The sequence below is a fragment of the Mesorhizobium sp. SEMIA396 genome, assembly GCF_024518615.1.
Classification (GTDB): domain Bacteria; phylum Pseudomonadota; class Alphaproteobacteria; order Rhizobiales; family Rhizobiaceae; genus Mesorhizobium.
The window spans coordinates 95,445-118,028 of record NZ_JANIFC010000016.1; the positions used below are offsets into that span (position 1 = coordinate 95,445).

17 protein-coding genes and 1 pseudogene are annotated in these 22,584 nt (G+C 62.4%); 15 read left to right on the forward strand and 3 right to left on the reverse strand.

The annotated features are described in order from the left end of the window. Window positions 1–8 precede the first annotated feature (8 nt). The 5 genes from NP503_RS29925 (at window position 9) to NP503_RS29945 (ending at window position 7,966) form a co-directional block, all read left to right on the forward strand. The gene (locus tag NP503_RS29925; protein ID WP_127269820.1) at window positions 9–1,880 is read left to right on the forward strand and encodes an HlyD family efflux transporter periplasmic adaptor subunit; all 1,872 of its coding nucleotides are present in this window, start codon (window positions 9–11) and stop codon (window positions 1,878–1,880) included. Between the two features lie 2 nt (window positions 1,881–1,882). Further along, window positions 1,883–4,030, forward strand: coding sequence for a peptidase M50 (locus NP503_RS29930; RefSeq protein ID WP_236383254.1), 2,148 nt, complete (start codon window positions 1,883–1,885; stop codon window positions 4,028–4,030). 177 nt (window positions 4,031–4,207) lie between these two features. Then, on the forward strand, window positions 4,208–5,077 hold the full coding sequence (locus NP503_RS29935; protein WP_236383256.1) for a SapC family protein: 870 nt from the start codon (window positions 4,208–4,210) through the stop codon (window positions 5,075–5,077). Between the two features lie 45 nt (window positions 5,078–5,122). Beyond that, window positions 5,123–7,111 (forward strand): prepilin peptidase, encoded by a 1,989-nt coding sequence (locus tag NP503_RS29940; RefSeq protein WP_236383258.1) that lies wholly within the window; start codon window positions 5,123–5,125, stop codon window positions 7,109–7,111. Between the two features lie 51 nt (window positions 7,112–7,162). Continuing rightward, window positions 7,163–7,966 carry an efflux RND transporter periplasmic adaptor subunit gene (locus NP503_RS29945; RefSeq protein ID WP_183445046.1) on the forward strand — a complete coding sequence of 268 codons (804 nt, stop codon included), beginning with the start codon at window positions 7,163–7,165 and terminating at the stop codon, window positions 7,964–7,966. Window positions 7,967–8,529: 563 nt separating this feature from the next. Here NP503_RS29945 and NP503_RS29950 read toward each other — a convergent pair. After that, window positions 8,530–9,522 (reverse strand): annotated as a pseudogene (locus NP503_RS29950) (IS481 family transposase). A gap of 239 nt (window positions 9,523–9,761) precedes the next feature. After that, entirely contained in the window at window positions 9,762–10,436 is a 675-nt protein-coding gene (locus NP503_RS29955) for a GntR family transcriptional regulator (protein WP_127323185.1), read from the reverse strand. A gap of 289 nt (window positions 10,437–10,725) precedes the next feature. Here NP503_RS29955 and NP503_RS29960 point away from each other — a divergent pair, with 289 nt between their 5' ends. From NP503_RS29960 to atzF, 8 genes are read left to right on the forward strand one after another with little or no spacing between them, the layout of a single operon-like run. After that, window positions 10,726–11,853, forward strand: coding sequence for a BMP family ABC transporter substrate-binding protein (locus NP503_RS29960; RefSeq protein WP_236383261.1), 1,128 nt, complete (start codon window positions 10,726–10,728; stop codon window positions 11,851–11,853). 29 nt (window positions 11,854–11,882) lie between these two features. Then, complete coding sequence (locus tag NP503_RS29965) at window positions 11,883–13,013, forward strand: ABC transporter permease (protein WP_236383286.1); 1,131 nt, start codon at window positions 11,883–11,885, stop codon at window positions 13,011–13,013. Further along, the gene (locus NP503_RS29970) at window positions 13,013–13,939 is read left to right on the forward strand and encodes an ABC transporter permease (protein ID WP_127321988.1); all 927 of its coding nucleotides are present in this window, start codon (window positions 13,013–13,015) and stop codon (window positions 13,937–13,939) included. The genes NP503_RS29965 and NP503_RS29970 overlap by 1 nt, the downstream gene beginning before the upstream one ends. 14 nt (window positions 13,940–13,953) lie before the next feature. After that, window positions 13,954–14,655, forward strand: a complete 702-nt coding sequence (locus NP503_RS29975; protein WP_127321989.1) for a cysteine hydrolase family protein — start codon at window positions 13,954–13,956, stop codon at window positions 14,653–14,655. Window positions 14,656–14,665: 10 nt separating this feature from the next. After that, window positions 14,666–16,189: an ABC transporter ATP-binding protein gene (locus NP503_RS29980; protein WP_127321990.1), complete on the forward strand. Its 1,524-nt coding sequence runs from the start codon at window positions 14,666–14,668 to the stop codon at window positions 16,187–16,189. After that, complete coding sequence (locus NP503_RS29985) at window positions 16,189–16,857, forward strand: cysteine hydrolase family protein (RefSeq protein WP_127330531.1); 669 nt, start codon at window positions 16,189–16,191, stop codon at window positions 16,855–16,857. Before NP503_RS29980 ends, NP503_RS29985 begins: the two co-directional genes overlap by 1 nt. Then, window positions 16,850–17,200, forward strand: coding sequence for a cupin domain-containing protein (locus tag NP503_RS29990; protein ID WP_127330529.1), 351 nt, complete (start codon window positions 16,850–16,852; stop codon window positions 17,198–17,200). Before NP503_RS29985 ends, NP503_RS29990 begins: the two co-directional genes overlap by 8 nt. After that, the gene (gene atzF / locus NP503_RS29995) at window positions 17,197–19,059 is read left to right on the forward strand and encodes an allophanate hydrolase (protein ID WP_236383264.1); all 1,863 of its coding nucleotides are present in this window, start codon (window positions 17,197–17,199) and stop codon (window positions 19,057–19,059) included. Before NP503_RS29990 ends, atzF begins: the two co-directional genes overlap by 4 nt. Before the next feature lie 227 nt (window positions 19,060–19,286). Here atzF and NP503_RS30000 read toward each other — a convergent pair whose 3' ends face one another. Beyond that, the gene (locus tag NP503_RS30000) at window positions 19,287–21,029 is read right to left on the reverse strand and encodes a hypothetical protein (RefSeq protein WP_256755019.1); all 1,743 of its coding nucleotides are present in this window, start codon (window positions 21,027–21,029) and stop codon (window positions 19,287–19,289) included. Window positions 21,030–21,448: 419 nt separating this feature from the next. Between NP503_RS30000 and NP503_RS30005 the strand changes: the two genes are divergently transcribed. Beyond that, window positions 21,449–21,637, forward strand: a complete 189-nt coding sequence (locus NP503_RS30005; protein ID WP_127322616.1) for a hypothetical protein — start codon at window positions 21,449–21,451, stop codon at window positions 21,635–21,637. 275 nt (window positions 21,638–21,912) lie between these two features. Beyond that, on the forward strand, window positions 21,913–22,341 hold the full coding sequence (locus NP503_RS30010; protein WP_236383269.1) for a hypothetical protein: 429 nt from the start codon (window positions 21,913–21,915) through the stop codon (window positions 22,339–22,341). Window positions 22,342–22,584: the final 243 nt, after the last annotated feature.

Here is a 22,584-nt window from a genome sequence, read left to right on the forward strand (position 1 = left end):
GGCTGTCCATGGCCGATAGCATCCTTGAAAGTGATACCCACAGGATGCTGGATGATGCCGGCATCGTCAGCTACAGCGTTCTGGACCAGGCGCTGTGGACACGCTTCCGCACTGCCGGGACATCGGATGAGTTCATTGGCGCGTGGCTGGGCCTCCTGTGCCGCCAGATTGCCGATGCCTCGGCAGCAGCCCTGGTGCTCGGGGAAGCCGATACCGGGCCTTATGTGCTGGCCGCCGCATGGCCGAACTCACAGTCGCCGGTCGGCGGACTTCTCGCCGCCACCGAAATGGCCACGGGAAAGCGTCAGGGCGTCAGTGTATCGGGTCCGACGGACAACACACAAATCATCGCGTCACCCATCCTCATCGACGGGCATCTGTTCGGAGCCTGTGCCGTTGCGGTGAAGCGAAACGACGCTGCCTTCACCGACATCATGCGTAAGATCCAGTGGGCCTGTGGCTGGGTGGAGGTGCATCTGCGCCGCGGCATGAGCGATCAGAGCGAACAGGCGGCGCAGCGCAGCCGCTTTGCGTTCGATATGTTGGCGGCAGTGATCGAGAAGAAGCGGTACAAGGGCGCTTGCACCGCCCTCGTCACCGAACTCGCCATGCGGCTGAACTGTGACCCGGTCGCCGTCGGCGTGATGCGCCGGCGCTGGACGCGCGTTGCGGCGGTGTCGCATTCGGCGGCATTCGACGGCAAGGTCAGCTTCATGCGCGACATCGCGGCGGCGATGGACGAGGCAATCGACCAGCGGGCCGTGGTCGTCGCGCCACCGCGCCAGGGTCAGGAATATCGGGTCAGCATCGCGCACGAAGCCTTGACGCGCCAGTACAAGAATGGCGCCGCCCTGACCGTGCCGCTGCAGAGCAACGGCACGATGACGGGCGCGCTTACCTTCCTGCGGCCCGCCGACGCGAGCTTTGACCAGGAGACGATCTACCTTTGCGATGCAGTCGCGGCCGTGGTCGGACCGGTGCTCGAGGAAAAACGCGGTAACGACCGGACGATCTTCACCAAGGCGATCGAAGCGGGCTGGATCCAGATCAAGAGGCTGCTTGGCCCGCGCTTCATCGGGCGCAAGATTGCGACGCTGGCCGCGGTGGCGATAGCGGCCTATCTGAGCGTCGCCACCTCACCCTATGCGGTAACGGCGCCCGCGGTCATTCGCGGTTCGGTGCAGCGAACCATCGTTGCCCCGTTCAGCGGCTATGTTCTGGCTGAATTCGCCAAGGCAGGCGAAACGGTGCGCAAGGATCAGGTGCTGGCGCAACTCGATGATCAGGATCTGAATTTCGAACGGCTGCGGCTGGTCACCACCAAGGCTCAGAAGGAGACGGAATTCGACCGCGCTCTGGCGCGTGGCGAGCGCGCCGAAAGCCAGATCATCGAGGCCCAGATCAAGCAGGCGGACGCGCAGCTGTCGCTGATCGACGAACAACTGCGGCGCACCCGACTGGTGGCGCCGTTTGACGGATTCATCGTCGCCGGCGATCTGTCGCAATCGGTCGGCGCGGCGGTCGAGCGTGGCCAGGAATTGTTTCACATCGCGCCACTCGATTCTTACCGCGTTGTCCTGGAAGTCGACGAAAGCGACATCGATGACATCAAGATCGGCCAGACCGGCCAGTTGCGGGTCAGCGCGTTGCCGAGGGAGCCGCTGCCATACAAGATCGAACAGATCACCTCTGTCTCGCGACAGGGCAACGGCCGCAACTCGTTCATGGTCGAGGCTTCGCTCGCCGGGTCCCTCGAGCGGCTGCGTCCTGGCATGGAGGGCGTCAGCAAGACCCATGTGGATGAACGGCTGCTGTTCTTCGTCTACACCCAGAAGATGATCGACTGGCTGCGCCTGACCCTCTGGCGCTGGGCGGGCTGACCATGGACGGGAGCTATTTCAGTTCGTCCTGGTATCGCGTTGCGCAATTGAAGCCGCGGCTGCGAAGCCAGGTGAGCATCCACCGCACGATCTTTCGCAACCAGGTCTGGTATGTGATGCAGGATCGGACCTCTGGCCGCTTCCATCGCTTCACGCCGGAGGCCTATTTCATCATCAGCCTGATGACGGGCCGACGTACCATGCAAGACGTGTGGGACAACGCCTGCGAACACCTCGACGAAAAGGTCATTACGCAAGACGCGGTGATCCGTCTTTTGGGGCAGCTTCACGCAGCGGATGTGCTGTTCGGCGACATTCCGCCCGACATCGAGGAAATCGCCGACCGCGCCAGCAAGCAGCACAACCGCAAGCTTCTGTCGAAATTCGCCAATCCGCTGGCTATCCGCGTCGGGCTGTTCGATCCGAACGAGTTCCTGAACGCGACCTATCCGCTGGTGCGGCCGTTCCTGTCCTGGTTCGGCGGCGTCGCCTTCCTCGCGCTGGTTGCCTATTCGATCTTCCTTGCCGCGATGAACTGGCAGGCGCTGACCGGCGATGTAACCGACCGGGTTCTGTCGGCCGAGAATATCGTGCTGATCCTGATCGCCTATCCCTTCATCAAGGCTTTGCATGAGCTGGGGCATGCCTTCGCCGTCAAACGTTGGGGCGGCGAGGTGCACGAGATCGGCGTGATGCTGCTCGTGTTCATGCCGGTGCCCTATGTCGACGCGTCGGAGAGCCTGGCATTCCGGGACAAATGGCAGCGCGCCCTGGTGGGTGCGGCAGGCATTATCGTCGAGGGGCTGTTAGCCTGTCTGGCGCTGATCGTCTGGCTGAACGCCGAGGCCGGACTGGTGCGCGCCTTCGCATTCAACGTGATGCTCATCGGCGGCGTCTCGACCTTGCTGTTCAACGGCAATCCACTGCTGCGCTTCGACGGCTATTACGTTCTGAGCGATATTCTCGAGATACCGAACCTTGGTCAGCGGGCGACCAAATATCTCGGCTATCTGGTGCAGCATTATCTGTTCGGCATCGAAAGCGCCGAAACGCCGGCGACCGCGCAGGGCGAAGAGTTCTGGCTGTTCAGCTACGGCGTCACGTCATTCTTCTACCGGATCGGCGTCATGGTGGCGATCGTCACGTTGGTCAGCCAGCGTTACTTTGTCGTCGGCATGATGATGGCTGGGTGGGCGCTGGTGCTGATGGTTGGCGTGCCGCTGGCGCGCCAATTGTGGTTTCTGTTCACGAGCCCATCCCTGAGAAAAACGAGGGGGAGGGCCTTCGCCGTCGTTGCAGCCAGCCTCGCACTGGTAGCCTCGCCGTTCTTTGTCATCCCGCTGCCTTACGCGACCGCCGCGCAAGGCGTCGTATGGCTGCCGGGCGACGGAGTCGTCAATGCCGGTGTCGATGGCGTGGTGGCGGAAATTGTCGCGACGCCCGGCGCCAGGATCGAGCGAGGCGACCCGATCCTGCGGCTGGAAGACCCGTTGCTGGAAGCGCGGACCGTCCTCTTGGATTTGAGGGTTGGGGAGCTTGAGCGCCGCCTCGAAAAACTCGATGTCTCGGAAAAGGTCAACGCCAAAGTGGTGGCCGAAGAACTCAGGCTGGCACGCGCCGACCTTGTCATCGCACGCGACCGTGCCGAAGCGCTGACGGTACGGGCGCAGGCAAGCGGAACTCTGATCGTTCCTTCGGCAAATGATCTCGAGGGCAAGTTCGTGCGCCGTGGCGAGACGCTGGCCTATGTGACGCGGTTCGACCAGCCGACACTGCGCGCCGTGATCCCGGAGGGCGACGCCGACCTGGTTCGCAACCATACGGAGTTCGTCGACGTGCGCTTCGTCGAAGATCCGTCGGTTTCGCATTCCGCCAAGATCATACGCGAAGTGCCGTCGCTGACCGCTACTTTGCCGAACGCCGCATTGAGCACGGTGGGCGGTGGCCAGTTCTCACTCGACCCGACCGATCATTCGCAGAAGCGGGTGCTTGCCAATTTGATGCATCTGGAACTGGCGCTGGCCAATCCAAGCAAGGTCGATCGCATCGGCGGGCGAATCTACGTCCGCTTTTTTCACGGCAATGTGCCGCTTTACGAACGGACCTATCGCTGGATCAGACAGGTGTTCTTGCGGGTCTACAAGGTATGACCTGCGTGTCGGAGGAATTGATATTTTTACTAAGTTAACTAGATCATCTAACGAGTGCGCAGAAACTAAATAAATCATTTACTTATACCAATAAATAAGAAATAGTAGTTTCAATTGAATGTCGATATAAACTATAGAAGCGATGATTTGGCCGTTTTAACCTCGAGGAGAGTTCTCATGACTACTCAGCTTCTTTTCTACCAGGACGCAAAGCCGGTGACCTCAGACCGTCACAGAGATGTTTCGATCAAGGCGGGTCACTCCTACAGCTTCGCCCGAAACGTGAATTCGGTGCCGGTGACGGCTGTCGAATTCGCGCAGGCAGCGGCGGAGTACCCAATCGTTTTCGCGGGCACCGATCACTCGATCATGCCGGCGGTCATTCTTGGCGTGAAGCAGACCGAAAACCTTTATGTCGACGATGCCGGCAACTGGAGCGGCAAGTATGTTCCGGCGTTCGTTCGGCGCTATCCGTTCGTTTTCTCTTCCGATGCCGGCGGTCGAACGTTCATCCTCAACATCGACGAGAGTTTTGAAGGCATCAACCGGGAGGGCCGCGGCGAGCGCCTGTTCGACAGCGACGGACAGCAGACGCGCTATCTGAAAGAGGTGCTCGGCTTCCTTCAGGATTATCAATCGCGCTTTCAGCGCACCAAGCAATATTGCGATCGTCTGAAGTCGCTCGGGTTGCTGCAGCCGATGCAGGCGCAATTCAATTTGAACAGCGGTGAGCGCCACTCTCTGGCCGGCTTCATGACGGTCGACCGCGAGAAGCTGAAGGCGATCGATGTCGCCGACCTGCAAGCGTTGTTCGGAAATGACGAATTGGAGTGCACCTATCTTCACCTCCACTCCTTGCGGCACTTCGCCAACATGCTGGAGCGGATGCCTGCCCCAGGCCTGGATGTCGGCGACAAACCGGAACCGGCACCAGAGGCCGCCAAAGCGAAACGGGAAAACGGCAAATCGCCGGCGCACAAAGGCGGTGGACGAAGCGCGGATGCCGGGCTGCAGGCCGAGGCCGAGGATAGTGGGCAGCAGGCTTGACCAGGTGACGACCGGAATATCAATCGAGCGTAGTAGGGTAGGAGCTTGACTGCGGCCGGGCAACCGGCCGGCGTATTGCTTCCGGCCCTCGATCTCGGCGCCGAGCGGGAAGACCCGGCGCCGAAATTCCTCGACTGGCTGGATCAGTGGCTGGTCGGCGTGACCTCGCCGCTACGGGAGCGGGCGAGGCTCAGGCGGATGTATCGCGCACTGCCTCGCATCGAGGTCCTGGGGCGTGACTATGCGGGTATAGCCGAAGTTGAGCTTGTCGAGCGGGTCGCGGCGTTCCGCGGGGTGATGCGTCGCGGCGGCCTGACCCAGGCGAACGTCGAACGATGCTTCGCGATCGTGCGCGAAATATCGTGGCGCAAGCTCGGACTGCGCCACCACAACGTTCAAATTCTGGGTGGCCTTGCAATGCTTGACGGGCGGGTGGCGGAAATGGCGACCGGCGAAGGGAAGACGATCACCGCCGGTCTCGCCGCATCGGCAGCGGCGCTGGCTGGCACGCCGGTTCACGTCATAACTGTGAACGACTATCTGGCGGAACGCGACCTTGCGACGCTCAAGCCCGTCTATGACTTTCTCGGCCTGACCACGGGCCTGATCCAGAGCGGCGACAGGGCAGGGCGGCCGCAAGTCTATGCGTCGGACATTGTCTATGCGAGCAACAAAGAGGTTACGTTCGACTACCTGCGCGATCGCATGGCTCTTGGCCAAAGGACCGGGCTGCTGCACCGCAAGCTCAGCGGCTTCGGCCAGGTCGGCAATGAGAATTCACAAACGGTCATGCGCGGTCTGCACCTGGCAATCGTCGACGAGGCCGACAGCGCGCTCGTCGACGAGGCCCGTACGCCGCTGATCATCTCCCAGGAAAGCAATTCCGTCGACGAACGCGACTGGGCGGAAAAGACCTTTCGCCTGATCGAAGACCTGCAGCAGGATGTCGACTACGTGCTGTTGCCGGATCGGCGCCGTATCGAACTGACGGAAGCTGGCAAGGACAGGCTCTGGGTGCGGGCCGAGGCGGCCGACGGGTTTTGGCGCAACCGTATCCGACGCGAGGAATCGGCCAGGCAGGCACTCTCAGCCTTGCTGCTTTTCCGACGCGGCGAACACTATCTGGTCGCCGACGAGACAGTTCAGATCGTCGACGAATTCACCGGTCGCATCATGGCCGACCGCACATGGAGCGACGGCCTTCATCAGTTGATCGAATTCAAGGAGGGCTGCAAGGTAACGCCGCGCAAACGCACCGCCGCTCGGATCACCTACCAGCGCTTCTATCGTCGTTATCTGCGCCTCGCCGGCATGTCCGGCACCGCCTACGAGGTCAAAGGCGAACTGGGCGCGGTGTACGGGCTGTCGGTTCTCGCGGTTCCGACCCATGTGCCGCCCCGGCGCGCGAAGCTCGCCCCAATCGTGTGCACGACGCGCGAGGAGAAATGGAACCGCATCGTGCAGGAGGTCGAGACGATGCGGACCCTCGGACGGCCGGTACTGATCGGCACGCGTTCGGTCTCCGCGTCGCAGGAACTCAGCGCGTGTCTCGACCGCGCCCGCATCGAGCATGCCGTGCTGAATGCCGAGCAGAGCGCGGACGAGGCGAATGTCATTGCGGGCGCGGGTCGTGTCGGAACGGTGACGGTCGCGACCAACATGGCCGGGCGCGGCGTGGACATCAAGGTCGATCCGGAGGCGCTGGCGATGGGTGGGCTTCATGTGGTGCTGAGCGAGCGCCACGATGCCCGTCGGATCGACCGGCAGATGGAGGGGCGGACGGCGCGCAAGGGGGATCGGGGGTCAACGCGCGACATTCTTTCGCTGGAAGATTCGATCCTCGATCTCGCGCCGCCGCGCCTTGTCGAGTGGGCTGGCCGACGTCAAAGCTGGTTCAGGCGTCGAGCCGCGCTCGTGCTGTTTCGGGTGGCGCAGATGCGTGCCGAACGCGCGCATGCATCGGAGCGCAAGGACTTGCTCGACCAGGACCGGAGGCTGGGCGTGCTGCTCGCCTTCTCCGGCAAATCCGAATAGACTTGGGGCCGGCGGCTGGACAGGCCGCGGCGGGCAGGGGAGCCACGTCAAATGCTGCGAGCCATCTTATCCATCGCCGCTCTGTTTCTGGGCCACGCAGTTCATGCGGCGTCGTTCGATTGCGTCGTCAACCCTTCGATCGTGGTGGGTGTCGGCGGCACAGTGCCTGGCCTCCTGGAGGAGGTGCTGATCGATCGTGGTGACATCGTCAAAAAAGGCCAAATCCTGGCCCGGCTGAACGCCAACACCGAGCTGTCAACCGTCGACTTGATGTCCGAGCAGGCGGCCAACACGTCGGAAATCGAGGCCCAGCAGACACGGCACCAACTGGCCTTGAACCGCATGGAGCGCTCCCAGCGATTGGCCAGTCTGAACGTCACCTCCAAGGACGCCGTCGAGGAAGCGATCGCGCAAATGGAAGTCTCCAAGCGCGAGCTGGCGCTCGCCCAGTCGCGCAAGCGCATTCTCGAACTCGAACTCGCCCGGGCAAGAACGGTGCTGGGCCAGAAAATTATCGTCAGTCCGATCGATGGTATTGTCATGGAGCGCAAGCTCTATGCCGGCGAGTATCTCGATCAGGACGGGAAACTGGCCACCATCGCACAGCTCGACCCGTTGAGCGTGGAAGCCTTCGTCGCCGACAGCGAATACAGCAAGTTCAGTGTCGGCCTCGCCGTCAAGGTGACCGTCAGCGAGCCGCGCGATGAAGTCCATGTCGGCACGGTTCAGGTGATCGACCGGGTGCTGGACGCGGCCAGCAGGACGTTCGGTGTGCGCATCATGCTGCCCAACGCCGGCAACCGCTTGCCCGCCGGCCAGCGATGCAAGGTCGAATTCGACACCAAATCGAACTGAAGCGTTCCGGCGACAGCCGAGTGCGTCACTCGCATCGGCTGGCGGCGAAGTTCCGATTATTGTCCATAAAAGATAATAAAATCAATAGAGTAGACGCACCTACAAGCCTGCCTGTGATCCATTGATTTCCAGCGAAAATACCTTTGTTGGAGTGGTGACGGTACTTTTCGAAACTCTGTGGGTCGCCGTCGGACTCTGCCAGGAGCAAAAAATCGCCCGATTGGTCCCGATAGTTGGTGAAACCTCAAAATATTTTTTGCAGCGATTTTCGCTTTAAAATCAACAGCGTAATTTTTTGACGGTTCTGGTGTCGGACTTTGTACGCCGCTGGGAAATATTTGACAATAATTTCAATGGGTTATATGCTTTTTAAACAATCGAGTGGGAGTGAGGGTACAAACGGCGGCAATAGCGTAGTTTCGGCGGCGAATTTCGCCGTCGCGCAGTGTTGTTGCAGTCCGTACCTTACTCCGCAGAGCTGGCGTTCTCCGTTTCTGCCTCGGTGGTTCGATCTGCGCCCAGTTTCCGGATGATGTAAAATCGCTTTAGAGGGCGGGAGTGCTCTAGCTGTTTAGTCCCGGCATTTGCTGGAGCGGATCGAGTTTGAAGCGTTCCGGTTGTGACGCCCACGCCTTGCAGATGAACTCGTAGGGCGTAAGGCCTTTGAGGGTCTTGAGCCTGCGACCGAAGTTGTAGGCCGAGATGAAGTCGGCAAGGTGCTGGCGGAGTTGGTCGTGGCTCTCGTAATAGAAACGCCTGACGGTTGCATCCTTGATAGTCCGGTTCATCCTCTCGACCTGGCCGTTGGTCCACGGATGCCTTGCCTTGGTCGTTCGGTGCTCGATGTCGTTCGTGGCGCAAGCCTATTCGAAGGCATGGGCCCAGAAGCGTTCGCCGTTTGCGATGGCCTCCTTGATCAATGGCACGGCCGAACCGCCGGCGCCGGGCGTCGTGAACTGGATACCGTTGTCGGTGAGGACAGTGTGGACCTTGTAGGGCACGGCCGCGATCAGGCGCAGTAGGAAGTCTCTCGATATGGCGGTGGTGGCCTTCTCATGCAGTTCGACGAAGGCGAATTTCGAGGTGCGGTCGATAGCGACGAACATGTGCAGCTTGCCCTGTTCTGTGCGCACCTCGGCGACGTCGATGTGGAAGTAGCCGATCGGATAGCTCTTGAACTTCTTCTTCGCCGGCTTGTCGCCTTCTACGTCCGGCAGGCGGCTGATGCCGTGGCGCTGCAGGCAGCGATGCAGTGATGAGCGCGTCAGGTGTGGGATCGTCGGTTGTAAGGCATAGAGGCAGTCATCGAGTGGCAACAGAGTGTAGCGCCGGAAGGCGACTATGACGGCCTCCTCCTCGGGCAAGAGCACTGTCGATCTAGGCTCTCTCGGACCGGTCGGCAAATCTGCCACCGAGGTCCGTTCCCGCCATTTGGCAACAGTCTTTTGGTTGACCCCGTAGCGCTTCGCCAGCGCCCTCAGGCTCTCTTGACTATGCTGTATCGCTCGACGGACCGCCTCTGTCGTCGTGGCGCTCCCATGAAGAACCTGGCCCATAGCGCATCCCTTGATTCGGAGGACAAGGATGCCCATCAAAATCTGGGATCAAACATCTAGTCCCTCATCGCTCACGCCTCGACGTAGAATGCCAACTGGGGCACGTATATCGGTCTGGTTGACCATGCTGCTTCAAAGCCTTGCTGCCGAGCAGCGTAGCGCCTCATATCAGCCGTTGCGCGATACTGTGCGCCGCCTGGAAGCAGACATCGTCCCGAGATTCGGGATGTTCGGAATTTTCAGGCCACGTCCCGCCGAACTGGCTTGCCGCCATCAGCCGCGAACACCGCGCTCGCCTCGCTGACGATAGAGACATGATCCCTGGCGGCCTTGCCCGCAGCAGCGCCGTCTCCGCGCATGATTGCGGTGACGATTAGCTCGTGTTCCTGCCAGGATTTGGCCAACCGTCCGGGCAGCATGAACTGAGCGCGCCGGAAGGGTGCCAACCGGCTGCGGGTCATCACGGTGAGATCGTGGATATGCGGGTTGTGGGCACCACGATAGAGCCGGGTGTGGAACTCGGTATTGAAATACTCGTAGTCCTCCTCGGCGCCCAGTTGCACCATCCGCGCCGAAGCCTGATGCTCGATTTCGAGCGAGCGGCGCTCGGCACTGGTCATGCGCTCGGCCGAGAAGCGCGCGCAGATCGCCTCCAGTTCGGCCATGCTCTCGAACATCGAGGCGAGATGCTCTTGCGTCACGACAGCCACGATAGCACCCCGGTTGGGCCGCCTTTCGACCAGCCCCATGGCGCTGAGGTGGCCGAGCGCCTCCCTGACCGGGGTGCGTGATACGTCGAAGCGGGCGGCGAGGGAGGTCTCGTCGAGCTTTTCGCCGGGGCGCAGGTAGCCGGTGACGATCCGGTCCCCGATCGCCCTCACCATCTGATCCACGGTCTTGCCCGACCTGATCAAGTTGCGCTTCCCCGACAAATCTCCTCCGCCCCGTCTTCTTGTGGAGGGTCGACGCACCGGCCCATCGACTCAACATACCCCTGTATGCCTCTATTTTAATCTGTCTGTCAAACTGGCTGTTTTAAAGGCAAAAAGTGCATGCAATTGCCCGCTACATGAGCAGGCTCTTTTAAAGGTACGATTGATTCCATTCATTAATTTCGCCAAAGAAATTGGCATGGCGATTGCATGCACTTTGTTGACGGCATGTTAACCGACCCGGAAAGGGTCCTACAGGGGAGCATTCACAATGACCGCGAGATTCACGCTTAACCGCCGCGAGCTACTCAAGACCTCCGCCGCTGGAGCCGCACTCGGGCTTGCCTCCGCTGCCTTCCCCATCAGCAGGGCCTTTGCCGCTGCCGCCACCGTCGGCTTCATCTATGTCGGGCCGAAGGACGACTACGGCTACAACCAGGCGCATGCCGAAGGGGCGGCGGCGTTGAAGGGTATCGATGGCATCTCCATCGTCGAGGAGGAGAACGTGCCGGAGACGGTCGACGTCCAGAAGACGATGGAATCGATGATCAATCTCGACGGCGCCTCGCTGATCGTCCCGACCTCGTTCGGCTATTTCGACCCCCACATGCTGGCCATGTGCACGAAATTCCCCGACGTGCAGTTCCGCCATTGCGGTGGCATGTGGGACAAGGCCAAGCACCCGATGAATGCCGGCTCCTATTTCGGCTATATCGGCATGGGCCAGTATCTCAACGGCGTTGTCGCCGGCCACACCTCCAAGACGAAGAAGCTCGGCTTCGTCGCCGCCAAGCCGATCCCGCAGGTGCTGCTCAACATCAATTCCTTCCTGCTCGGCGCGCGCTCGGTTGATCCGACCATCACTTGCCAGGTCATTTTCACCGGCGAATGGTCGCTGGCGGTCAAGGAAGCGGAAGCCACCAACGCACTGGTCGACCAGGGCGCCGACGTTATTAGCTGCCATGTCGATAGCCCGAAAGTGGTGGTTGAGACGACCGCCGGCCGTGGGGCCTTCGTGTGCGGCTATCACGCCAACCAGAGCCCGCTGGCGCCGGAAAAATACCTCACCGGGGCCGAGTGGAACTGGGCCAAGGTCTACAAGATGTTCGTCGACGACCTCATCGCCGGCACGCCACTGCCCAACTTCACGCGCGGTGGCCTGGCCGACGGCTTCGTCAAGATGAGCCCGCTCGGTCCCGCCGTCGGCGAGCCGGCGCGCAAGCAGTTCGACGCCACGCTGGCCGAAATGATGAACGGCGGCTTCGCCGTCATCAAGGGACCGCTGAAGAGCAACAAGGGGGCTGTCGTCGCCACCGCGAGCCAAGCATTCCCGGAGACCGCGATCGAGCTCGAAAGCATGGATTATCTGGTCGAGGGCGTCGTCGGTTCGACCGCCTGATCTGAGGGGGTGGGGCGATGACGGACACGATGACAGGGGCCGGCATGCCGGCACTCTTCAGCGCCAAGGCCTATTCGGCGGCGGTGGAATGGATTGCGCGGCGGGCGGAGGCTTTGGTCATTCCGCTCGCGGCGCTGATCGTCGGCATGGCGCTGTTCAGCCTGTTCATTGTGCTCGTCGGCAAGTCGCCGATCCTGCTCTACGAGACCATATGGCGCGGCGGCTTCGGCTCCTGGTTTTCGGTCCAGAACTCGCTGTCGCGCGCCGCTCCCCTGCTGCTGGCCGCGCTCTGCGTGGCCCTGCCGGCCCGGCTCGGCCTCGTCGTCATCGGCGGCGAGGGTGCAATCGTGCTCGGCGGCGTCGCCGCTGCGGCAGCCGGCACTGCGCTCAGCGGCGGGCCATCGTCAATCGTCATTCTTGCCATGGGCGTGGCGGGCATGGCCGCCGGCGGCATCTGGATCGGTGCCGTCGGCGCGCTGCGCCATTACCGGGCCGTCAACGAAACCATTTCCAGCCTGCTGATGGCCTACATCGCCATCGCGCTGATGAACCAGCTGGTGGAAGGGCCGTTGCGCGACCCGGCCTCGCTCAACAAGCCGTCAACGCAGCCGCTGGCGGACATCTACCGCATCGGCAACATTCCGGGCATGGACGTGCATTGGGGGCTGGTTGTCGGTGTCGTCGCCTGCATCCTCTCCTGGTTGCTCATCGAAAAGACCCGCTGGGGTTTTGCCGCGCGCATCGCCGGCGGCAATGTGCGGGCAGCACAGGTACAGGGGCTGGCCGTCGGGCCGCTGATCGCCGGCTTCACCGCGCTCGCTGGCGGCTTTGCCGGGCTTGCCGGCATGCTGGAGGTCGCCGCCGTGCAGGGGAGCGCCAACGCCTCGCTTTCCGCCGGCTATGGTTACACCGGCATCCTTGTCGCCTTCCTGGCCCGCCACAATCCGCTGGCCATCATTCCGTTCGCCATCCTGCTTGGCGGCATCGACGCCTCGGGCGGGCTGATACAGCGCCGCATGGACCTGCCCGACGCCACGGTGCTGGTGCTGCAAGGCATGATCTTCATCGTCATCCTGTTCAGCGAAACCCTCTACGGCCGCTTCAAGGCCTTCAATCCCGATCTTTGGAAAAGACCCGATCTCGTGAAGGGAGCCGCCTGATGGACGCGACCGAGATCGGCCTCTGGGGCGTGCCGCTGGCCGTGCTCGGCGGCGCCATCCGCGTGTCGACGCCCTTCATCTTCGTCTCGCTGGGCGAGGCGATCACCGAGCGTTCGGGTCGCATCAATCTGGGGCTCGAAGGCACGCTGGTCTTCGGTGCGATGACCGCCTATGCGGTGGCGGTGATGACGGGCTCGCCATGGCTCGGCCTCATCGCCGCCGCCTTCGCCGGCCTGTGCTTCGGCCTGTTCCATGGCTGGATCTGCAGATTCCCGAAAGTCAACGACATCGCCGTCGGCATCGCGCTGATGCTGTTCGGCTCGGGTCTCGCCTTCTTCTTCGGCAAGCCGTTTATCAAGCCGAAGGCGCCCAATCTGCCGGCCATTCCCTTCGGCGGCTGGTCCGACATTCCGCAGGTGCAAGCCGCACTCGACGTCAACGTGCTGTTCCTGATCGGCGCGGTGCTGTCGGTCATCCTGTGGTGGGCGTTCCGCAACACCCGCGCCGGCCTCATCGTGCGCGTCGTCGGCGACAGTTCGGACGCGGCACGCGCCATGGGCCTCAACCCCGATACGGTGCGGCTGCTCGCCACCGGTGTCGGTGGCGCGCTGGCCGGCATCGGCGGCGCCTACCTGTCGCTCTACTATCCCGGCAGCTGGACCGAACGCATCTCGTCGGGCCAGGGCCTGATGGCGGTGGCGCTGGTCATCTTCGCGCGCTGGAACCCGCTCGGCTGCTTTGCTGCAGCGCTTTTGTTCGGCGGGGCGGGAGCTCTCGGCCCGGCGCTTCAATCGGTCGGCGTCACGCAGGGCTACTACATGTTCTACGCCGCTCCCTACATCCTCACCCTCATCATCATGATCGCCACCTCGTCGCCGACACGAACGCTTGCGGGCGCGCCGGGCGAATTGTCGATCACCAAATGACTAGAGTTTTGCCGATGAACGCCAGAGCCGAAGTCACTCAGCATACGATCGACGCCGAGCCTTATCCTTGGCCCTACAATGGCGACCTGCGGCCCGACAACACGGCGCTGATCATCATCGACATGCAGACCGATTTCTGCGGGCCGGGCGGCTATGTCGACCATATGGGCTACGATCTGTCGCTGGTGCGCGCACCGATCGAGCCGATCAAGTTGGTGCTGTCGACGATGCGAGCCAAGGGCTACACCATCATCCACACGCGCGAGGGGCACAGGCCCGATCTCGCCGACCTGCCGGCCAACAAGCGCTGGCGCTCGCGCCGCATCAATGCCGGCATCGGCGACCCTGGCCCGTGCGGGCGCATCCTGGTGCGCGGCGAGCCGGGCTGGGACATCATCCCCGACCTTTACCCGACCGAGGGCGAGCCGATCATCGATAAGCCCGGCAAGGGCTCGTTCTGCGCCACCGACCTGGAGCTCATCCTCAATCAGCGCGGCATCGAGAACATCGTGCTGACCGGCATCACCACGGATGTCTGCGTGCACACCACCATGCGCGAGGCCAACGACCGCGGCTATGAATGCATGATGCTGGAGGATTGCTGCGGGGCGACCGACTACGACAACCATCTGGCGGCGATCAAGATGATCAAGATGCAGGGCGGCGTCTTCGGCACGGTGTCGAATTCCAAGGCGCTTGTCGCGCAGTTGCCATGAGGAGGCCGCGATGAATGACAGGAAAGCGGTCGGCGTCGAGACCATCGGCATGACCATGCGCTTCGGCGCCTTCACGGCGCTGGATGCCGTGTCGGTGAAGGTGCCGGCGGGCTCCTTCCACGCGCTGCTCGGCGAGAACGGCGCCGGCAAGTCGACGCTGGTCAAATGCATGATGGGTTTTTATCACCCGACATCAGGCGACCTGCTGGTCGATGGCCGCGAGGTGGCGATCGCTAGTCCGCGCGACGCCTCGGCGCTCGGGCTCGGTATGGTCTATCAGCATTTTACGCTGGTGCCGTCGCTGACCGGTGCGGAAAACCTCGTCATCTCGCGCGAGAAGGTTCCGGGCATTATCGATTGGCGTAGGGAACGAGCCGACCTTGCCGTGTTCATGGAGCGCATGCCGTTCAAGCTGCCGCTCGACGTTAAGGTGGCGGAACTCGCCGCCGGCGAAAAGCAGAAGCTCGAAATCATCAAGCAGCTCTATCTTGGCCGCAGCTTTCTAGTGCTGGACGAGCCAACCTCGGTGCTGACGCCCGGTGAGGCGCAGGAGGTGCTGGGGCTGGTGCGCGACATGACCAAGGCCGGCGACCTCACCGTGCTGATGATTTCGCACAAATTCCATGAGGTCACCGCCTTCGCCGACGATGTCAGCGTGCTGCGCAAGGGCAGGCTGACGGGAACCGGCCGCGTCGCCGACCTCGACCACAAGGCGATGGCGGCGATGATGATCGGCGACCAGCCGATCGCCGCGCTCGACAGTCGCGCGGCGCCGAAACCCGATGCCGAGATCGTGCTCAAGGTCAAATCGCTGAAGGCGCCGGACCGCACCGGGCTGAAGTCGATCCGCATCGAGAATCTCGGCGTGCGTTCGGGCGAGATCGTCGGCATCGCCGGCATTTCCGGCAATGGCCAGAAGGAATTCCTCGAGGTCCTGGCCGGCCAGCGGCCGCGCGACGGTGGCGAGGTGCTGGTACGCGGCTCCGCCTATGCGGCGACGCGGGCCGAGGCGCGCGCGCTCAATGTGCGGCTCATCCCGGAAGAGCCGCTGAAGAATGCCTGCGCGCCAAAAATGACGGTGGCCGAGAACATCTCCTTCCGCACCTTCGACATCGACGGCAACGGCAGGCCGGTGAACTGGATCAGCGCCAGCGCCATACGCGCGTTCAGCGCCAAGCTGGTCGAGCAGTTCAAGGTCAAGACCGCCTCGCTATCCTCGCCCATCGCCTCGCTGTCGGGCGGCAATGTGCAGCGCGCCGTGCTGGCGCGCGAACTGACCGGCGAGGTCGACCTGCTGATCGTCTCCAACCCGTGCTTCGGCCTCGACTTCTCGGCGGTGGCCGAAATCCGCGCCCGCATCATGAAGGCGCGCAATGCGGGTGCGGCAGTGCTGCTGATGTCGGAGGACCTCGACGAGCTTTTGGAACTGTCCGACCGCATTTTCGTCATGTCGGACGGCGCGCTGGTCTACGAGACGCCGATCGCGCAAGCGAGCGTGCAGACCATCGGCGAGCATATGGCGGGACATCACTGATGGCGGAGATTGATGCGCAGCCGTTCGCCTTCTCCTTCAAGCCGCAGACGATGGCGCTGGTCGTCATCGACATGCAGCGCGATTTCGCCGAGCCCGGCGGCTTCGGCGCCAGCCTTGGCAACGACGTCAGCCGGGTGGCCGCGATCGTGCCGACGGTGAAGAAACTGATCGAAGGTTTTCGCGCCGCCGGCCTGCCGGTGATCCACACCATGGAGTGCCACCGCGCCGACCTGTCGGACCTGCCGCCGGCCAAGCGCAATCGCGGCAATCCGGCGATCCGCATCGGCGATGTCGGGCCGATGGGCCGCGTGCTGATCGTCGGAGAGCCGGGCACCGCAATCCTCGACGAGCTTGCGCCGCTGCCGGGCGAGATCGTCATCGAAAAGCCCGGCAAGGGCGCCTTCTACGCGACCAGCTTCGGTGGCGAGCTGAAGCGGCTCGGCGCACAGCAGCTGGTTTTCGCCGGCGTCACCACCGAGGTCTGCGTGCAGACGACGATGCGCGAGGCCAATGATCGCGGCTATGAGTGCCTGCTCGCCGAAGACGCGACGGAAAGCTATTTTCCCGAATTCAAGGCGGCGGCACTAGCCATGATCCGGGCGCAGAGCGCCATCGTCGGCTGGACGGCAACGACCGACCAGGTGCTCGAGGGAATTGCCAATGCCTAATTTTGCCTTTGCCGGCCTGCTCGACGGCGGCTGGCGCGATCTCGCGTTCGAATATTTCCGCGACGGCATCAGCGTGCACTGGCTGCTGAAGGGCGGGCCGGTCGAGCCGTCGGTCGCGATCCTGAAATACCGGTCCGGCGCCAGCGTGCCGCGACACCGACATGTCGGGCTGGAAACCATCGTCGTGCTGGAAGGCACCCAGAGCGACGAGAACGGCGACTATCCCGCCGGCAGCGTCATCCTGAACCCGGTCGGCACCGAGCATTCGGTGTGGACGAAGGACGGTTGCGTCGTGCTGATCCAGTGGGACCTGCCGGTGATCATTCTGGAGGAGACGAAATGAGCGATATCCATTTCGACATAGCGAGCCTTCACGCAGCCTATCGGGGAGGCCTCGCCGTTGGCGATGTGATCGCGACGATCTTTACCCGCATCGAAGCGGCCGACGACCCGGGCATCTTCATCCATCTCGCCGCCAAGGCGGATTTCCTAGCCCAGGCCGCGGCACTCGGTCCGTTCGACCCGGCGACAAAGCCGCTCTGGGGCATTCCCTTCGCCGTCAAGGACAACATCGACGTCGCCGGCATGCCCACGACGGCCGCCTGCGCCGAATACACCTATTGGCCCGAGAAAGACGCCACCGTTGTGGCGCGGCTGAAAGCGGCCGGTGCGCTGGTCGTCGGCAAGACTAATCTCGACCAGTTCGCCACCGGCCTAGTCGGCGTGCGCACGCCCTGGCCGATCCCGCGCAATGCCATCGACGAGGCGCTTGTGCCAGGCGGCTCCTCCTCGGGGTCGGCGGTGGCGACGGCGCGCGGCATCGTCTCCTTCGCGCTTGGCACCGACACCGCCGGCTCCGGCCGCATTCCGGCCGGCCTCAACAACATCGTCGGGCTGAAGCCGACGGTCGGCGCGTTGTCGGCCGCCGGCGTCGTGCCGGCCTGCCGCACGCTCGATTGCGTCTCGGTGTTCGCGCTGACCGTCGATGATGCGTATAGGGTGTTCTCCGTTGCCGCCGCGCGCGACGCTGCCGATCCTTATTCGCGTGACATCGCCGTCCAGCCGCTCGCCGCGCGCCAACCGGTGCTGACCGTCGGCGTGCCTGTAAAAGCGGAGCTCAAATTCTTCGGCGATACGGCCATGCAGACTGGTTTCGAAGCTTCGCTTGCCATTCTGTCGCGGCTTGGCTGCCGGCTGGTCGAAATCCCCTTCGGCGATTTCTACGCCACCGCCAACCTACTCTATGAGGGTGCCTGGGTGGCCGAGCGCTATGCGGCGATCCGCGATTTCATGGAAGCCAACGAAGCCGCCTTGCATCCGGTGACGCGCAAGATCATCGGCGGCGCCAGTAACCTGTCGGCGGCAGACGCCTTCCGCGGCCTCTACGCCTTGCAGGCCTACAAGGCGAAGCTCGCCCCGGTCATCGCCTCGGTCGACCTGTTCTGCGTGCCGACCGCCCCAACGCACTATACCACTGCTACCGTGCTCACCGATCCCGTCGAGACCAACAGCCGGCTCGGCACCTACACCAATTTCGTCAATCTTCTGGACATGTGCGGCATCGCCGTGCCGACCGGCAAGCGCGACGACGGGCTGCCGATGAGCGTGACGCTGCTTGCGGCCGCCGGAGCGGACGGCCTTGTAGCATCCGTCGCGCGCGATCTCCATGCCGCGAGCAGTCTCACCCTCGGCGCGACTGGCTGGCGGCAGCCGAGCGCGCAGCCTGTCGGCGCATCAGTCGAAGATGGCACTATCGAGTTGGTGGTGGTCGGCGCTCACCTCTCGGGAATGCCGCTCAATGGCCATCTCAAGGAGGCTGGTGCCCGGTTCTGCCGGGCAATGAGGACGGCATCTTCATACAAGCTATATGAGCTCGCGGGCCAGACCACGCCCAAGCCGGGACTGGTCCGTGTTGAAAACGGCGGCACTGCGATCGAGGTAGAGGTTTGGCGGCTACCTGCCGACGCATTCGGCCACTTTGTGGCCGCCATCCCGTCGCCCCTGGGCATTGGCAATATAGAGCTTGATGATGGCAGCACCGCCAAAGGTTTTCTAGTGGAATCCGTGGGCTTGCTAGGCGCTTTTGATATCTCGTCATTTGGGGGCTGGCGCCGCTTTCTGTCAGATCGTTCCCGCTTGAACACTTCGTCAACGGAATATGCGGAGGCAAGAGCAGGTGGCGACACCGCCCGCGGCGGTTAAACTTGTGATGTCCTTGATCGCGAAGCCGGAAGCTGCCGTTTCGCTATCGGCCCCGCTTCTGCCTTCACCTCTCGTTTCTCGAGTGCCCAATCAAAACCGAGGAGTAACACGATGGGTTACTCGATTTGATCCCGCCACACACGGTCGCGCACCATGGAATATCGGAAAGACCGGTAGGACGAAGCGGCTAGCTCTGCCCGCGAAGATTCTTCGTCCCGTTTCGGCGATCAATCCCGGCGTGGGTCGTAAGGCTTGGCGGCCCGTTGAGCGACGCGCTCGCGGTACCTCGCGTCGGTTCCACTTCGGTTTTCCGGCTTGGTAAGCGTTTCGACAGGCTTCCCGAGGACGACCAGCAGCGTGTCCCATTCTTCCTGGCCGAGCGTCTTGTAGCGGTACTTCAGACCCGGCGAAGCCAAGAGCTGCTCGATCTCAGGCCGCGCGAAAGAGGCCGCAGGGCCAATGCGGCGAAAGCCGCTTCGCACGGCATCGGTAGCCGCGGTCAGGTCGCTGAAACCATACTTGTCCGGATCGTAGACGGAGTACTCGCGCAGCAGCCGCAACAGGTCGGGCACGGCATCGACGCCGCGGTCCCCCTGGCGCTTGATCAGGCCGGTGGCAAAGCGGCTGACCTCCGGATCTGCGAGAATCGCGCGCTCTTCGGGCAGAGGATCGGTGTATGCACCCACAGGGAGGCCGGCCAGGGCATTGATCCAGTGGCGCGCCTCCTTCTTGTCGGTGGCCGCGAGGTAGCGGCGGGCGGCGAGCCGCCGCAGATCGGCGGAGTCGCCATCGACCTGTTTGATGATCGCCCACAGCCCGTCTGGGGATCGCACCCGTGGGTCCTCCAAGACGCGAACCAGCAGGCGCCGGTCGCTTTCGCCGAGCGGCTGGTCGTTCGCGCGGAACGAGTCCATCCATTGATTGGCGAGCGCGAACACGGGACCGCTCACCGGCTTACGCGGATCGTCGAGCGCTCTGGCAAGTTCCTCGCGCGTTCTCGCTTTCGCCGCTTCCATATTCACGCCGCGCGAAACGCTGGTGTGGTCGAGCAGCAGCCGGTTGACCGGAACCTCGGCGTACATCCTTCCGTCACCGAGCCGCAGACGCGCCCAGCCGAACCGGAAGTTCTCGATCCCGCCCGAAGTCCCGATCAGCAACGGCGCCGCCGGGGCAAAGATCGACAGGATCGACTGCCGCAGCAGCACCTGTTCACCGGCGTCGGTGATGGTGAGCGCCTTGCGGTGGGGTGCGGAGGGTTCGAGCGACCAATCCAACCGTCCCGATCGGGGCTTGGAATCGGGCGCGGCAGGGCCGTCCTCGATAGCGATGGTGAAGTCGGGTTCGGGGGCGTCGTCGCTTTGCAGCAGCGCCTTGCCCTCTGACATCATCAGGTTCCATTCGGATTCCAGCGCGCGCTGAGGGGCGAGCGGATCGGAGGCATCGTAGCGCCGCTCTTCCAGCAGGCCATGCCCGATGACGGTGCTTCGTTTTCCGGGCGTCGAGTCCGGCACGACGCGGTAGGTATAGGAATGACCGCGAAGGGTCTGGACGCGGACCGAAGTGACGCCCGGGGTCTTGAGCAAGGCCGCGCACAATGCATCGCAACGGCCCTCGAACGGGCGGGCGAGGAGAATATCGCCCTTGAGCGCAATCGGTGCGTTCGACTGAATGTCCGGCTCCTCCAGGCTGGCCAGCATGCCCCTCGCCCAGGTGAGGCCTGGCTGGGGGATGGTCCAAAACAGTGCCAGCGTCGCGGCGCCCGACATGACGTTCAGAGGAACGCCTGAAAGGAAACTTCCGAGCAGCAAGCAGAACAGCGCGAAAGCGATGCCATACATGAAGGCCGTTGGCATCGACCCGAGGATGAGCCCCGGGATGATCAGGAAACTGCCGATGATGACCAGCCATGGCATTGTCAGCGCCACGAACGCGCCGACGCCGGTGATGATCAAGTAAGTCTTCAACCACATGCGCGGAACCTTACCGCGCAGAATTCAAAAAATGATAAAGCTACTGATCTCGGGTCGGTGCCGTCTTTCGGCATCCACCCGTTGACGGAATCTCGTTACGCTCACCTCAAAAGGCTGTCGACCGTCCGCCTTTGGGGGTTCTGGCGCCCACATCACATGACCGACTCGGGTCGCAAGGGGAACGCCAGCTTCTAGCCCATCGCGCCCAAACCGGAAGGACAGCAGACGGCCCCAAAGCTGCCGGACTCCAATGCGCCTCATGTCGGCCGTTGAAGTCCAACTTTGCCACGACCTGAAATGCCCAGGGTCGGAGGACGCGAAGACCGAAATCGCCTTTGGGCGGCAGCGGTCCGATGGCCGATTGTCCCGGAACCTCAGGCCGATCGAAGAGTTGCCATTGCTTCACAAAGGAGAGGCTGATGGTGGAAAAATCGGTCGACAAGAAAGTTGGCAAGCGCCCCGGCAAGGAGCTTGAAGCAGACGCGCGAGGCCAATCAGAAGAGCACCACAAAGGCGGAAAGAACGACGGTGTCTCAAGCGCCAATCCGCGCGTTTTATCAGGCGAGAAGGATGGCGACGCCACATTTCCTCTAAAGCGGGAACAGTGACAGCAGCGTCATTCCAGCGCTGACCGAACCAAATCTCGCCCACGGTTGTCTGCGACTGATTGCGCCCCAGCTGGCCTCGGGAACGAGGCTGGACCAGATAGCTCTGATGTCGCAGCCGATTCAGGGTACAATTGCCGCAATACAGAAACCCTGGCGCTGAAACCAGTGGTTCCAGGCCTAATGAAGAGGACGTCTCATCTCTGGCCTAAACGCGTTGTCGCGCGAAGGTGTTTGGGTGGTGATTATGTTGTTTTCTGTGGAAGAGGCCACCCTCAGTGGCGGTCGTTTTTGTGTGGATAAGACGTGCATGGCCTATTGGTTCTGCGCGTCATGCCGCGCACTCTCACGCAATGAAGGCGGAGTATGTTGAACTGGTTTTGTTCGAGCAGTCTTTCGCCAATATCAATCGGCCGTTTGCCGATCGAGTGGCTGACGTCGCGGAAAAGACTGGTGGCTCTGTTCTGTTCGATATTCGCGTCGAGGACGACACTCGCATTCAAAGGATGGCAGCTATCGGTTATGGCGCAAACGGAACCGTAGCGATCATGATGAACAAGCAGGGACAACTTAGCACCACGCCGGTGAATGGGAACGACGACATTCTCGTTGCCGAACTTACTGTTTGGTGTTCGCTACCGATGGCTAAACAGGTCTGCGTTAGTTACCATGGTGCAGCCGCGCGCCTGCTTGCTAACCTTCTTTGAAACGAAACGTGTTGGCGCGTTTGACACAAGGAGCCCACCTCAATGGGCGGGCCAGGCGCCGGGGCCTCAGCGTAAGGGTGTGGCCCTACGATATCTCCAGCGCACGTATGCGGGTTGGTACCCTACTCCGGCGCAATTTCAAATGTCGGGTTTTCTTTACTGGCGAATCGTCATTGCCGCACCAAAGACGCAGTTCCAAGAACAGATTTTGTACTCTTGGCGACAGTCTCTACCCCTGCTTGT

Coding starts and splice junctions, on each gene's coding strand:
- NP503_RS29985 (WP_127330531.1), top strand. CDS start 16,189: ATGGCGGAGATTGATGCGCAGCCGTTCGCCTTCTCCTTCAAGCCGCAG.
- atzF (WP_236383264.1), top strand. CDS start 17,197: ATGAGCGATATCCATTTCGACATAGCGAGCCTTCACGCAGCCTATCGG.
- NP503_RS29930 (WP_236383254.1), top strand. CDS start 1,883: ATGGACGGGAGCTATTTCAGTTCGTCCTGGTATCGCGTTGCGCAATTG.
- NP503_RS29990 (WP_127330529.1), top strand. CDS start 16,850: ATGCCTAATTTTGCCTTTGCCGGCCTGCTCGACGGCGGCTGGCGCGAT.
- NP503_RS29935 (WP_236383256.1), top strand. CDS start 4,208: ATGACTACTCAGCTTCTTTTCTACCAGGACGCAAAGCCGGTGACCTCA.
- NP503_RS30005 (WP_127322616.1), top strand. CDS start 21,449: ATGGTGGAAAAATCGGTCGACAAGAAAGTTGGCAAGCGCCCCGGCAAG.
- NP503_RS29965 (WP_236383286.1), top strand. CDS start 11,883: ATGACAGGGGCCGGCATGCCGGCACTCTTCAGCGCCAAGGCCTATTCG.
- NP503_RS29970 (WP_127321988.1), top strand. CDS start 13,013: ATGGACGCGACCGAGATCGGCCTCTGGGGCGTGCCGCTGGCCGTGCTC.
- NP503_RS29925 (WP_127269820.1), top strand. CDS start 9: ATGGCCGATAGCATCCTTGAAAGTGATACCCACAGGATGCTGGATGAT.
- NP503_RS29980 (WP_127321990.1), top strand. CDS start 14,666: ATGAATGACAGGAAAGCGGTCGGCGTCGAGACCATCGGCATGACCATG.
- NP503_RS29960 (WP_236383261.1), top strand. CDS start 10,726: ATGACCGCGAGATTCACGCTTAACCGCCGCGAGCTACTCAAGACCTCC.
- NP503_RS29975 (WP_127321989.1), top strand. CDS start 13,954: ATGAACGCCAGAGCCGAAGTCACTCAGCATACGATCGACGCCGAGCCT.
- NP503_RS29945 (WP_183445046.1), top strand. CDS start 7,163: ATGCTGCGAGCCATCTTATCCATCGCCGCTCTGTTTCTGGGCCACGCA.
- NP503_RS30000 (WP_256755019.1), bottom strand. CDS start 21,029: ATGTGGTTGAAGACTTACTTGATCATCACCGGCGTCGGCGCGTTCGTG.